The organism is Cytobacillus praedii (assembly GCF_001439605.1).
Lineage (GTDB): Bacteria > Bacillota > Bacilli > Bacillales > Cytobacillaceae > Cytobacillus > Cytobacillus praedii.
The window spans coordinates 280,544-294,610 of sequence record NZ_LMBX01000004.1 but is presented as its reverse complement, the minus strand read 5'-3'; the positions used below and the strand labels follow the sequence as shown (position 1 = coordinate 294,610).

At 38.2% G+C, this 14,067-nt stretch carries 9 protein-coding genes, 1 tRNA gene and 1 pseudogene; 5 read left to right on the top strand and 6 right to left on the bottom strand.

From position 1 onward, the window contains the following. The first annotated feature begins 1,088 nt into the window (after positions 1-1,088). From ASU02_RS06855 to ASU02_RS26885, 3 genes and pseudogenes are all read left to right on the top strand, one after another. Positions 1,089-1,415: a hypothetical protein gene (locus ASU02_RS06855; protein WP_057762296.1), complete on the top strand. Its 327-nt coding sequence runs from the start codon at positions 1,089-1,091 to the stop codon at positions 1,413-1,415. 51 nt (positions 1,416-1,466) lie between these two features. After that, on the top strand, positions 1,467-1,811 hold the full coding sequence (locus tag ASU02_RS06850; RefSeq protein WP_232426178.1) for a hypothetical protein: 345 nt from the start codon (positions 1,467-1,469) through the stop codon (positions 1,809-1,811). 1,408 nt (positions 1,812-3,219) lie between these two features. After that, positions 3,220-4,143: pseudogene (locus ASU02_RS26885) on the top strand (YVTN family beta-propeller repeat protein); the annotation flags it as partial. 282 nt (positions 4,144-4,425) lie between these two features. Here the strand turns inward: ASU02_RS26885 and yhbH are convergent. The 5 genes from yhbH to queG form a co-directional block, all read right to left on the bottom strand. Continuing rightward, positions 4,426-5,595 (bottom strand): sporulation protein YhbH, encoded by a 1,170-nt coding sequence (yhbH, locus tag ASU02_RS06835; RefSeq protein ID WP_057762292.1) that lies wholly within the window; start codon positions 5,593-5,595, stop codon positions 4,426-4,428. Positions 5,596-6,318: 723 nt separating this feature from the next. Then, positions 6,319-8,214, bottom strand: a complete 1,896-nt coding sequence (locus ASU02_RS06830; protein WP_057762290.1) for a PrkA family serine protein kinase — start codon at positions 8,212-8,214, stop codon at positions 6,319-6,321. Positions 8,215-8,654: 440 nt separating this feature from the next. Then, positions 8,655-9,128 carry a tRNA (uridine(34)/cytosine(34)/5-carboxymethylaminomethyluridine(34)-2'-O)-methyltransferase TrmL gene (gene trmL / locus ASU02_RS06825; protein ID WP_057762338.1) on the bottom strand — a complete coding sequence of 158 codons (474 nt, stop codon included), beginning with the start codon at positions 9,126-9,128 and terminating at the stop codon, positions 8,655-8,657. 58 nt (positions 9,129-9,186) lie between these two features. Further along, a complete protein-coding gene (locus ASU02_RS06820; protein ID WP_057762288.1) occupies positions 9,187-10,065 on the bottom strand; it encodes an amidase domain-containing protein in 879 nt (292 codons plus the stop codon). A 208-nt stretch (positions 10,066-10,273) separates the two neighbouring features. After that, on the bottom strand, positions 10,274-11,404 hold the full coding sequence (gene queG, locus ASU02_RS06815) for a tRNA epoxyqueuosine(34) reductase QueG (RefSeq protein ID WP_057762287.1): 1,131 nt from the start codon (positions 11,402-11,404) through the stop codon (positions 10,274-10,276). 98 nt (positions 11,405-11,502) lie between these two features. Between queG and ASU02_RS06810 the strand changes: the two genes are divergently transcribed. Next, positions 11,503-12,171 (top strand): B3/B4 domain-containing protein, encoded by a 669-nt coding sequence (locus ASU02_RS06810; RefSeq protein WP_057762285.1) that lies wholly within the window; start codon positions 11,503-11,505, stop codon positions 12,169-12,171. An 82-nt stretch (positions 12,172-12,253) separates the two neighbouring features. Here the strand turns inward: ASU02_RS06810 and ASU02_RS06805 are convergent. Next, positions 12,254-12,327, bottom strand: a tRNA-Gly gene (locus tag ASU02_RS06805). A 196-nt stretch (positions 12,328-12,523) separates the two neighbouring features. On the opposite strand from ASU02_RS06805, the gene ASU02_RS06800 reads away from it, so the two are divergent. Continuing rightward, positions 12,524-13,723, top strand: a complete 1,200-nt coding sequence (locus tag ASU02_RS06800) for an iron-containing alcohol dehydrogenase (RefSeq protein ID WP_057762283.1) — start codon at positions 12,524-12,526, stop codon at positions 13,721-13,723. Positions 13,724-14,067 lie beyond the last annotated feature (344 nt).

Genomic DNA, 14,067 nt, shown 5'->3' with positions numbered 1-14,067 from the left:
ATTATTGATTTACTTGATAAGACAAGATAAGGCTCTTCATTGAAGGGCTTTTTTTCATTTAGTAAACATAATACAAATTTTTTTAATTAAAACAAGCTCAATTCCTTCATTATATAATTTTGTTTTTTATTTTTAAATTCTGCTGAATTTGAAATTTCCTTTTCTATTAACTTCAAATGATTTACTACAAAATGAGAACTGTCGGTTTATCGTCTGCATTATTTCTACATTGCGAAATAACTGATTCAATAAATTCCCTCTTGACTCACTTTGAAACTGCCCCCTCGCAATAGCAGCGCGTGCATAAACTAATATGAATTTAAATACTACACCTCTCGCGGTATGTTTCTATATTTCTTGATATTGAATCCTCTTCTCGATCTGCAGTTCCAGGAGTAAATTGTTCTAAAATCACCGATACAACCTCAAACCATTAGGACTGTTGAGTCCTGCCCTTTTTCCTGCAGTTTTCTTGAAAAAGAACTGATGGACCCTAACTATTTTAATTGCATGAAAAGCAAGCTGATCCTTTTTTAACACCCTATAAATTAACTCTTTTTCCTCTGGATCATCTATATCAAAAGGTTGAATGGACGAAGCGTGATCAGTTTATTATTCAGCAGGATATGAAAATTTAAAAAGGCTTTTAAAAGAGGAACGGTATCTATATTGGAGTAGAAAATTAAATTTACACCCCTTTTAAACAACAAAATTGAAAGTTAGTTTATTGCCCTATTTTACTATCTGCCACTTAAACACCCTGCAGAAAAAATATCTCCGTAATTTTATCTAATGACTTCGCAACCCACTATAGTTTTTTGTTAATTCCTGCTTCATTAAGCCCTATCTCTTTGAGGCTTTTTTGTCCTCATTCCGCCAGGGAATGATTGGTATTTCTATATTATTAAACAATCCTATCAACAAGAGCCGGCATAAAAATTTCCTAAAAACACCCAAAAAACTCCCATTAAAAATAACAAGAGACATGATAATTCTCTAAAAAGGGGCTATTTCACTTGGTAAAATGTCCATACACTGTGTCTATATGTGAATAGATTGTAATTAAGAAAGCGAAGGGAGGAATCTAAATGAGCAGAAGAGGGTTTGACAATAACGGAAACCAAAGTTTCTTTAGAGGTTCTTCTAGAAATAGAAGAAACAATGGCAGGACAAATGTGAATGTTGAAAGCGATATCGATTTCAGAAACGATATTGATAACAGAGCCGATGCAGATGCAGAAGCAGATGTTCGAAATGTCGACAGAAACACTAATATCTCTCGTTCTTTAGTAAGTAATTCTGGGAATTCTTGTGTGGATATTCGTTTAAATAGCAGGAGTAATGCACGCGTTAGAGCTGATCAAGAACAGGAAAATGATCAAGATCAGAACACTAATGTTGATGTAGACTTTTAAGCTGTGGTGGGATATATTATATCCCACCTTTAAACAAAGGGATGAAAAAAAATGGTGAAAAAAAACAATAACTTTGTAAATGAAGACAGGTTAAAAGCATTTGGTTTTACTAAAGCAAAAAATACAATTAAAAATGATAATGATAATGAAAATATTAATTCAATAGGGAACAGCGGAAATTCAGATGTTGATATGAATTTGGAAGTACACATTGATAACTCAGCTATAGGCTTTGCTATTTTATGTTCTCTTCTTGCTACTGGGCAAATGAATGAAAGCGAATTTGAAAAATCCGTAAAAAAATTAGAAGAATTAACTAACAAAAGGATGAGTAATTTTTCTGGGTACGATATAAACAATCCTTCTAATGTAAGACTATATAAAACAAAAAGATAGTAGAGCAGTATATTAAAATGTGCTGCTCTCTTTACATATTGGGTTTATTATGTGTAACAGCCCTTTTCTTTGGTTTGTAATTGCTTGCTATATAAAGCTTCAATTTTATTAAGAATGGATTTGGTAAGAAAACAATCCAAAATTAGAATTGATTATTTACTTTTTAAGTATAAAGTCCCTATTAATCATTAATTAGGGGACACTATTGTTATTCAAATTTATTTAATATATGCCAAATCCCAAATTCTTCTTCCATCATTTATTTTCCAATAAGCAGTTGCTGGACTAATACCCTTAACGTGGACTATCTGATTAATACTAAAATTCTTTGAATAGTACATTTTTTCTAGTTTTACTTTACATCAGCAGTTTGCCTACCACCTTAAGTAAAGGAAAATTTAGAAGTCTTTCGTACTACAAATGATATTGCAATGAAAAATATATTAATAAAGGCTGTTATTGATAAGGCATCGTTTTATGAGGAAGATTGAATGAAAGTAGCAAGATCAGTTTATTATTTATATGGATACTGAAAATATAAATAGGCTGCAAATTGCAATTTTCAGGAAAGACGATTACCTGCTTTTTATATTTTATTACATATTAAACCTCCTTATATCAACAAAGCAGTTGGTTTAAGAAGGTTTATATTTTTTCCGAAATCTATCAAAGTTACCAATAAAATGGGGATCATACCCCTATTTTTATTTATACTATTAGACACTTACGAGGACAAGCTCTACTCAACTCCAACATAAAACGAACCACTTTAGGTTTTTGCCAAGGGTTTATGCTTCTCATGTAGGCTAATGGATAAGCAATAATTCCTAATAAGAATACTTTTAATATGAACCCAACAAAATTCATATTGAAAGGAAGATTTAATTTGTTCCACATAGGCGATATTACTGTATTAAATGATCCTGGTAGAAGAGGAGCATTTGTACATTTCCCTTCACAAATAGTAAATGGCAGTTCCGGGATTATCTGTTCCCCAGCATCTGGTTCCTTCTTTCTTCCAGGTACGACTGTAGTTACATGCACTTCGACAGACGAAGCTGGAAATATCATCACAGAAACCTTCAATGTACGAGTGATTTTAGATCCTTGTCGATTTTTCAGTCCGCCTATAGATATTACTCTTACGGTTCCATCTGATATAGAATGTTTAGCAGAAATTTCAGGTACCGTTTTTTCATGTAACGGCAGGATACCGTTGAGAGATGCAACTGTAACCTTAACTAGCTCATCACCTGCAGTAAGTTTTAGTCCTAATCCAACTATAACAGATGCAGCAGGAAACTTTACATCGACAGTGAATGTAGCTGCAGGGACAACTCCTACTTCAATTACGATTACAGCAAGTACAGACGGAGCATCTGCATCACAAATATCAACCATTGAGTGTTGCAGTTTCCTTGTTTACGTTACAAATGCTGGTGCCCCGGCTCCAGGAGAAAATGATACAGTATCAGTTATTGATACGGCAACGAATACAGTAATCGCTACAATCCCCGTGGGAGATGCGCCTCTTGAAGCAGCCGTCACACCGAATGGTTCACGCGTTTACGTCCCAAACTTCTTTTCGGATAATGTAACAGTCATTGATACAGCGACGAATACGGTAATCACAACCATTGTCGTAGGTGATGGTCCTCTAGGAATCGCGATTTCACCGGATGGCACAACCGCTTACGTTTCAAATCATGGATTTGTTCCTGGTCCTGATACAGTATCGGTTATTGATATAGCGACGAATACGGTAACTGCCACTATTCCTGTTGGGGACGGTCCTCAAGGGATAGCATTTACCCCAGATGGAACAACAGCATACGTTGCAAATGAATTGTCAGATACAGTATCAGTCATTGATACGGCAACGAATACGGTGATCGATACCATTAACGTTGGGGACCGGCCTAGATCAATCGCAATATTACCAGATGGGACGCTCGCTTATCTCACCAATCAAGAAAGTGACAATGTATCGGTGATTGATACAGCGACGAATACGGTGATCGATACCATTCCTGTGGGGGATTCTCCTGTTGGAACAGCTCTCTCTCCGGACGGAACACGTTTGTACATTGTAAATAAAGACAGCAATAATGTTTCACTGATTGATACGGCTACAAATACGGTAATCGACACTATTCCCGTAGGACTTTCACCAGATCAAGTAACTATTTTGCCTGATGGAACGCGTGCTTATGTTACAAATCAAGCTGATGGTACAGTTTCGGTAATAGATACAGCGACGAATACGGTGATTGATGTGGTTCCGGTTGGAGTAGCTCCTACAGGCATAGAAACAGGAACAATCTGCCAGTAAATGTGAGAGACTATATATTCATAACATGAGGCATGACGCTTATAATCCAGTAAAATCACAGAAGATTAATAGTTTTTTCAGGGAAAGAGAACAAACTTTGATACTAGCTGGTCCAGAATCGGGCACTTTTCTTACGAATGAAGGCGTCCTTTTGATATGCCTCTCACAAAAATCAACATTTATGTTTTTAAATGGAGTAAGGGGTAAGTGGATTCAAATACTTTTAGTGAATTTCTCACCCCCAAATTTAAAGGCATTGCTGATAGTAGCAATGCCTTTTTTCTATACCTTTATTGTTTCTGTTTCTTTTTTAAAAAAGGTCTTAAGTGCATTGAAAATATCGGACTTTTGCTTCAATATATAGTAGCGGAAATCTTCATGCTTGATGTTTTTATATGCTGTCATGAGGGTGGAGTGGCGGTTGTATTGGTTTACCTCCCCATATCCAAACATATTTGATACCTTCATTAGATCCTCGACAAGCTTTACACAGCGTGCATTGTCTGAGGTTAAGTTGTCACCGTCTGAGAAATGGAAGGGGTAAATATTATATTTCTGAGGATTGTATTTTGCATCAATGAGCTCGAGGGATTTTCGGTAGGCAGATGAACAGATCGTTCCTCCGCTTTCTCCCTTTGAAAAAAAGTCTTCCTCTGATACAACTTTCGCTTCTGTATGGTGAGCAATAAATTCGATTTCAACTGTTTCATATTTTGTTCTTAAAAATCTGGTCATCCAGAAGAAGAAGCTTCTAGCCATATATTTTTCCCAGATTCCCATTGAGCCGCTCGTATCCATCATCGCTAACACAACAGCCTTTGAGTCTGGCTTTTTCACTTCGTTCCACGTTTTAAATTTTAAATCTTCTTGATAAATCGGATGGAAACTTGGCTTTCCTGTCATTGCATTTCGCTTAAATGCGGTCATCATTGTCCGCTTTTTATCGATATTCCCCATTAGGCCTGTTTTACGGATATCATTAAATTCAATATTCTCAACAAGGTTCTCTGCTTGCTCTTTTCGCTTTAGATTAGGCAGCTCTAACTGCTTAAATAATGCTTCTTCAATCTCCATTAAGGATACTTCCGCTTCAAAGTAATCCTCCCCAGGCTGATCGCCTGCCCCTTGCCCTTTTCCAGGTCCCTTCTGGCTTGCTGATCCGTCGCGCGCCACGACATCACCAATTTGACTGTCTCCATCTCCTTGGCCAACATGCTTGTTTTTATCATAATTATAGCGGATTTTATATTCGTCTAGTGAACGAATCGGGATTTTTACTACTTCTCGACCATTCGACATCACTATACTCTCTTCAGTGATAAGGTCTGGTAAATTATTTCGAATTGCATCCTGTACTTTTTCCTGATGGCGCTGCTGGTCATCATGGCCTTTGCGATGGAGGGACCAATCTTCTTGTGAAATTACAAACTGATGATTATTAGTATCGGTCATTTTTTTTGCCCTCCTTCTATTAAATTCTTTCGCACACATTGAACTAATCAACATACAATATCGAGAGTGTCAAACTGCAATTATACATAACTCCAAAATCCCGTTTGCCTGCTTCAATCTCTTTTAACAGTACTAACAAAATCTGGACAACTCTGGTCCATTTAGTGTTTATTACTCTATCCTATGCAAGAGGCCGAAATAATTTACACATAATTTCGATAATGGGGCAATCATATTTATTAGAAGGACAAGTTATGTGGAAAAAAATATTCGGAGAACAAGTTGTTAATTAAATTCGGGATGTTCGAACGATAGCTTCATTTGATCCGACTCATCAAAAATCACTAATCATCGAACCGTTCCACCAAGCCTATCTCCCCGACAAAACCGTCCAAATGTTTAAGAAAGTCAGTCTCCACCCGACTTCACTTTCCTTTTTTTATAGCCAACACCTAAATATTTTCTATTGATCTATTAAATTTAATGATTAGCAAGCTTTACATCAGCTTATGTTTGTAAAGCTATTGTACGCACATTTTTAGAGCCTCAGCTACACAATTATTCTTTTTAATAGTTGGGGATCAAGTGAACAATTAGACGATCGAGGAGTATGCAAACGGAAGCATTATTCTGAGGGAATCCAATGAGATTAGAAAATTTGAGATAAAGGAAGGACAGTCTGAAGTGACTGTCCTTTTCCTATTCTTACTTAAGTCATTACAATCATCGATTCAGCAAGCTTCCTACATAGCGCAGCAATTCATTTGCCGAGGTTGAATTATAGCCATGCTCATCAATTAAGCGGGCTACCACTTCATTTACTTTTTTCAGCTGCTGTTCGTCTGGTGTCTTTGTTGACGTCGTAATTTTCACAACATCCTTCAGGTCAGCAAACAGTTTCTTTTGAATGGCTTCACGAAGACGATCATGGGAATTATAATCAAATCGCTTTCCTTTCCGTGCGTAAGCGGAAATACGGATTAAAATTTCTTCGCGGAATGCTTTTTTTGCATTTTCAGAAATACCAATTTGCTCCTCAATCGAACGCATGAGCTTTTCATCTGGATTAATTTCCTCACCTGTTAACGGGTCGCGAAGCTTCGACTTATTGCAATATGCTTCTACATTATCAAGGTAATTATCCATTAGCGTCTTCGCTGATTCCTCATAGGAATAGACAAAAGCCTTTTGAACTTCTTTCTTCGCAATATCATCGTATTCCTTGCGGGCAAGTGAGATAAAGTTCAAATAGCGCTCCTTCAGTTCAGGCGTAATCGAAGGATGCTGATCTAGCCCTTCCTTCAAGGATCGCAAAACATCCAGTGCATTGATCGATGACACTTCTTTTCTAATAATCGTTGAAGAAATTCGGTTGATGACATAACGAGGATCAATCCCGCTCATTCCTTCATCCGCATATTCCTTCTTCAATTCTTCTACGTCAGCACGATTATAGCCCTCCACATTTTCCCCATCATATAGACGCATTTTCTTTACTAAATCGATGTCACCCTTCTTAGGTTCTTTTAAACGGGTTAGTATCGTAAACATGGCGGCCACTCTTAACGTATGAGGCGCAATATGAACATCTGCTACATCGCTTTCACGGATCATTTTGTCATAAATCTTCTCTTCCTGCGTGACTTTCAAGTTATATGGAATAGGCATGACTATAATCCGGGAATGCAAGGCCTCATTTTTCTTATTCGAAATGAATGAACGATATTCCGTTTCATTCGTATGCGCAACAATTAGTTCATCCGCGGAAATGAGCGCAAATCTTCCTGCTTTGAAATTCCCTTCCTGGGTTAAAGATAATAAATGCCAAAGGAATTTCTCGTCACATTTAAGCATTTCCTGAAACTCCATCATTCCACGGTTTGCTTTGTTTAATTCTCCATCGAAGCGGTATGCACGCGGATCGGACTCCGAGCCATATTCAGCAATGGTTGAAAAGTCGATGCTCCCAGTTAGATCAGCAATATCCTGTGATTTTGGATCCGATGGACTGAACGTGCCGATTCCCACCCTGCGATCCTCTGAGAAAATAATTCGTTCAATTTGAACGTCTTCTATCCTGCCTCCATACTCCTGCTCAAGCCGCATACTATTTAATGGAGATAAATTCCCTTCAATTCGAATTCCATATTCATCATAGAAATCCTTGCGGAGATGATGAGGAATTAAATGAAGCGGATCTTCATGCATTGGGCAGCCTTTTATCGCATAGACCGCACCTTTCTCATGATGGGAATATGCTTCCAGCCCTCTTTTTAACATGGTGACTAAAGTAGATTTTCCTCCGCTCACAGGTCCCATTAATAAAAGGATTCGTTTACGGACATCCAGTCTTTTAGCTGCCGGATGAAAATATTCCTCAACGAGTCTTTCCAGCGCTTCCTCAAGACCAAATAGCTGATTGCTGAAAAATTGATATCGTTTCTGCCCCTTTACGTCTTCTACACCGGCATCTTTTATCATATTATAAACCCGGGAATGTGCGGACTGGGCAACCCATGGCTTTTCTTTAACAATTTCTAAATACTCTCCAAAAGTCCCTTCCCATTTCAGCTTTTCCTCTTCATGGCGATACATCTCAATTTTTTTTAGAATATCCATAAGGACCTCCCCCTGTCGCATTATCAGAGACGATTAATATACTGTATGCGGCACGGCAAATGAACATGCTAATCTGTGCCCTGTTTCGGTTGTCCTTTTTATAGGTAAAATATGGGCTTCCATTTAAATGAAAAAACGAAAAGGATGATAAGTGGGGAAAATGTCAATAATAGACATGAATTAAATAAGGGAAATGAAAAGAAGTGTAGAAAAATCTCCACACATTTCATTCACAGTTTCTTGTAAATGGGCTATAATGGATTTGTTATTTATGCTTGACTATTATAAAGGGGGATACATAGTAATGAAGCTTATTCTCATTATTGGTGTTATGGTTGCATTTTTATCAGCAATTTTCACATCTGGATACGAAGACAAGCCTGGTTCTGGTGTAGAAAAATAAAAAAAAAGCTGCTGGGCTGACAGCAGCTTTTTTTGTTTTACTTTAAATGTAAATAATCCTGCTGGCGCAATGCTTCATATATAAGAATTGCTGCCGTGTTGGATAGATTTAATGAGCGAACATTTCCATTCATCGGAATCCGCAGTGCACGTTCTTTATTCGCCTCAATAACATCCTTCGGCAATCCTGTTGTTTCCTTGCCAAAAATAAAATAATAATCCTTTTCCTTGTTACTGTAATCAAAAGTAGAATGTGGCTGATGGCCAAATTTCGTTAAGTAGAAAAATTCCCCGCCCTCATTTTTTTCATAAAATTCATCAAGTGAATCATAATAGATAATATTTACAAATTCCCAGTAATCTAAGCCAGCACGCTTTAACATTTTGTCATCGGTAGAAAAGCCGAGCGGACGAATTAAATGTAAAACCGTATCTGTTGCCGCACAAGTACGAGCAATATTTCCAGTATTCGCTGGAATTTCTGGTTGATATAAAACGATATGCAATGCCACGATTTTCACCTCTAAATTCATGCTTTCTATCCTATTATAGCACTGTTTTCATCCGGATTCATGCATCGTCAACTATTGAAAAGAACTTATATTTTATATTCGGCGTGTATGCAGATGAATCCTCATATGCCCAATACCGCATTCGGCTATTTGTCGTATGCGCGTTCACAAGAGGCATGCCAAATGCATCCTTTGCCGTTACAATTGTGGTATGGTCAAAACGCCCATCCCCTTGAAAATCATAGCAAATTACATCCCCTAACAGCAACTCTTCAGGGGAAGTAACTTCTTTTGCTCTCAAGCCTAATTTAGAACCTGGCAAATGCCAGCGCATAGAATTCGCGACTGTCCAGCTATAACTCCAATTATTACTTCTCATCCACCAGCCTTGTGAACGGTTCGGGTAACCTCGCATGGGTGCTTCACCTGCATGGAGACATTGTGAAATATAATTGGTACAATCTACTTCAAATGATTTATAAGCTGGATTATAGCTATTCCACCATCTTTCTGCATATTGAACCGCTCTCAGCCGATCATACAGGTACGAAATTCTTTCAATCGACTCTTCCTCTTCCACTATTGGCTCATCTTTAACTATTAGCTCCTCATAAGGATCAATCTCTTTATCTTCCACTAATATGCCTTTGTAAAATTCCGCTGCTCTCGTCTCTATTTCCTCTTCTATATGAAAAAGACCTTGCTGTTTAATCAAATATTTAAAATGAACACGATAATTAACTGAACGAACATCATCTTTTTCTTTTCCAATGGTAACAATCGTCCCGATTGCATGCGCCTTAATAATTTCACCAGAACGGCTCCCCAATCCAGCTTTTTTCTGCTCAATTTTTTTACAAGAATGGATTGTGCTTCCTGTATTCGAAACACATTGTTGAACCCTTTTCTCCAAATGTGCTTGAAGTTGTTCTCTCACTGCCCAACACTCCTTTCATTACTATAGATATGAAAGAAGTTTCGATTTCACCTCATAAAAAAATAAGGAAAGCCATGGGGCATTCCTTATTTTTTATTGGATTAGTTTGATTGCCGTGTTACTCATTTTTTATTAAGAGCGAGCTTTGTTGGGCCCATTTGATTACCATTTTTCCTGTTTTTTTAATAATGGCGGGAATCACATCACTTTACTTAAAAAATGCTAACCCACGCTCTATTTCAACTAATACTTCTTCATCGCTTTCGGTTTCTCGCGCATTCTCTAGCACCGCTTTGGCAGTTTCCCCGCCGATTTTCCCTAGAGCCCATGCAGCTGTTCCACGAATCACTGCACGGGAGTCCTTGTTCATGACTTCAATTAGTTCATCCACTGCGGTTTCATCTTTAAAGTGGGCAAGGGCAATAATGGCATTGCGCTGAATTGGCTTCTTTCCTCGCCATGAGCCTGCAAGCGGTCCAAATTTCTCTTTAAATTCACGATTGCTTATTTGGAGCATTGGTTTCAAAAGTGGTTTTACAATTTCAGGATCAGGCTCCATTTCTTCATGAAAGTGAAAGTTCTTCCCTTTGTTTTCAGGACATGCTGTTTGGCAGGAGTCACAGCCATACACCCGATTGCCAATTTTTTCGCGATATTGCTCCTCGATAAAGCCCTTTGTTTGTGTTAGAAAAGCAATGCACTTCTGAGCGTTAATTTGGCCGCCTTGAACAAGCGCACCTGTCGGACAGGCTTCTAAACATTTATTGCATGTTCCGCATTGGTCTTCAATTGGCTGATCCGGTTCAAAGGGAATGGTCGTAATCATTTCTCCCAAATAAACATAGGAACCAAACTCCGGAGTGATAATGGAACAATTTTTTCCGCTCCAGCCAATGCCTGCACGCTCGGCAACAGCTCTATCCACCAGTTCGCCTGTATCCACCATTGACTTGCACTTTGCTTCAGGCACTCTTTCGATAATATAGGCTTCAAGCTTTTTCAGCCGATCGCGTAAAATAAGATGATAATCCTCTCCCCAGGAAGCACGGCTGAAAATGCCTCTCCGTTCCCCTTTTTTACTCGTCACTCTTTCATTCATCTTAGATGGATAGGCTAGAGCAATCGCAATAATTGAACGCGGGCTGTCCATCAGCAGCGCAGGGTTTACTCTCTTTTCAATATCCTTCTCCTCAAAACCTGATTGGTATTGAAGCTCCTGCTGGCGAATCAATCGATTTCTTAATTCATCAAAGGTGCTTGCTGTCGTAAATCCGATTTTATCTATACCAATTGTCTTGCTATATTCTATAATCTCTTTTTTTAACTGCGAAAAGTCCATAAGCTTCTCTCTTTTCTACATATATATTAATGAAAGTATTTTAAAAGGCATCGACTATTATGATAAACTATTTTTAACTATTTTTGGAGGTGGAAAGGTTGGAAATTCATATTTCACCAGAGCTTTGCACACTTTTTCCAGCATTTAAAGTTGGCGTGATTCGGTATCAGAATATACAAGTAGGCGATTCCCCGCAAATGGTCAAAGGTCGTCTGCAATTATTTCAGGAATCGATTTTTTTCGATTTAGAAGAGAAGAATGTAACTGATTTAGAAGGGATTAAAGAGTGGCGGCAGATTTTTAAAGCATGCGGGAAGGATCCGAACCGTTATCGTCATTCTGCAGAAGCACTGTATAGAAGAGTGAAAAAACAAGACTATTTAAAGCCAGTTAACAGTTCAACTGATATCAATAATTTCTTCTCCTTACAATACCAAATACCCATTGGCATCTATGATGCAGATCAACTAAGCGGTACGCTCGAAATTAGAAAGGGATCTGAAGGAGAAGAATACATAGGGTTAAATGGACGAGTGAACTCTCTCCAGAATTTGCTTTTGAGCGCAGATGAAAAAGGACCATTTGGCAGTCCTTTCGTTGATTCGGAAAGGACATGTGTAACGGAAAAAACGAAGAATGCTGTGCAAATTGTTTATTTGCGCCCTTCAATGAGCAGTGATGAAGCTTCTAGGATGGTGGAGTCATTAATGAATATGTTTATTCAAGTACATGGCGGAGACGGGAACTTTGAAATAATTGGATGCTAATCAAGCATCCTTTTTTTTATAAAAATGGAAAAAACGCAGCACCTCGTTTTCTTCGAAACGAAACACTGCGTTGTGATATGTATGGAGCGGGTGAAGGGAATCGAACCCTCGACAACAGCTTGGAAGGCTGTGGTTTTACCACTAAACTACACCCGCAAAATATAGGTTATTATGTAAAAAAATATGTCAATCAATCAACTTCTATATAATACTCCTGTTCTATGAGCTGGTCAAGAACTTTTGTGAAATTTGTCGAAAAAAAGTTAATTGACAGCTAGAAGTAATTTCCTCTATTAAATGATACGATTACATAATATTAATAGAAAATTTAGAATTATAAGGAGGCGAGATAATGTATAAATTATATTGCCGTGTTTATCAAGGCGCTTTCAGAATCGCATCAAACTTTATGCCCTGGCGTAAACCCGAATTATTAGAAGGAAAAAATAGCTTAAATAAGGTGCCAAGACTGTTATCTGACAAGGGAATTGATCGTGTACTAATCGTAACGGACAAGGGCATTACATCACTTGGACTTATTAATGGTTTACTAAGAGGGTTAGAGGATGCAGACATTGAATACGTTTTATATGATCAGACCGTTCCAAACCCAACGATTGATAATATTGAAGAAGCACTTGAACTATACAAAAAAGCCAATTGCAAAGGAATGATTGCCTTTGGCGGAGGTTCACCAATGGACTGTGCCAAGGGTGTAGGTGCTCGTCTGGCAAGACCTGAAAAAAGCATCCCGCAAATGAAGGGCGAACTAAAGATAAGGAGAAAGATCCCCCTTCTCATTGCTGTTCCAACTACCGCTGGTACAGGAAGTGAAGCGACGGTTGTTGCCGTTGTATCAAATAGCCAAACCCATGAAAAGTATGCAATCAATGACATGTCACTTATTCCACACTATGCCGTTCTAGACCCTTTGCTTACGGTTCAGCTCCCCCCTCATATTACTTCAACAACAGGAATTGACGCGTTAACACATGCCATCGAAGCATACATTGGCAAAAGCAATACATCAGAGACAATAGCGTATAGTCAAGAGGCGGTTAAACTGATTTTCGATAACATCTATGAAGCATATGATAATGGAACAAATATCGATGCACGAATACATATGCAAAAAGCAGCCTATCTTGCAGGTATGGCATTTACACGTGCATATGTAGGATATGTCCATGCAATCGCACACACGTTAGGCGGATTTTATGGAGTCCCTCATGGACTGGCAAATGCCATTATTTTGCCATATGTACTCACCTATTATGGCAAGTCTGTTCATAAGCCATTAGCCGAATTAGCTGATATAGCCGGAATTGGCGAGACTGCTGATTCAGTCGAGCAAAAGGCAGCTATGTTTATTGAATCAATTAAGGATTTAAATCAAAAAATGAACATTCCTGCTAAGGTAACCGGGATAATTGACAGTGACATTCCCTTAATGGTCGAGCGTGCATTTAAAGAAGCCACCCCTCTTTACCCCGTTCCGCAAATTTTATCAAGGAAGGACCTGCTAGCTCTTTATAAAATGATTAAAGATTAAGGAAATCTACTGAATTCACTTGGTGACTATTTTGCAGAGATTAATAAAGTTATGGTCGCCAATAGGGTCTATTGGCGACAATTTTATTGAATATAGTAGAGGTTCGGGAACCAATATGCCATATTGATGACCGTTTTGTTAAATTTAGTAGTTGTTTGGAAACAATACACCTTATTGGCGACCGTTTTTTCTAAAGCAGTAAAGTTTAGGAACCAATATGCCTCATTGGGGACCATTTTATTGAATATAGTTGTGGTTCGGGAACCAATGCACCTTATTGGCGACCGTTTTATTGAATATAGTAGAAGTTCGGGAATCAATTCACCTTATTGGCGACCGTTTTT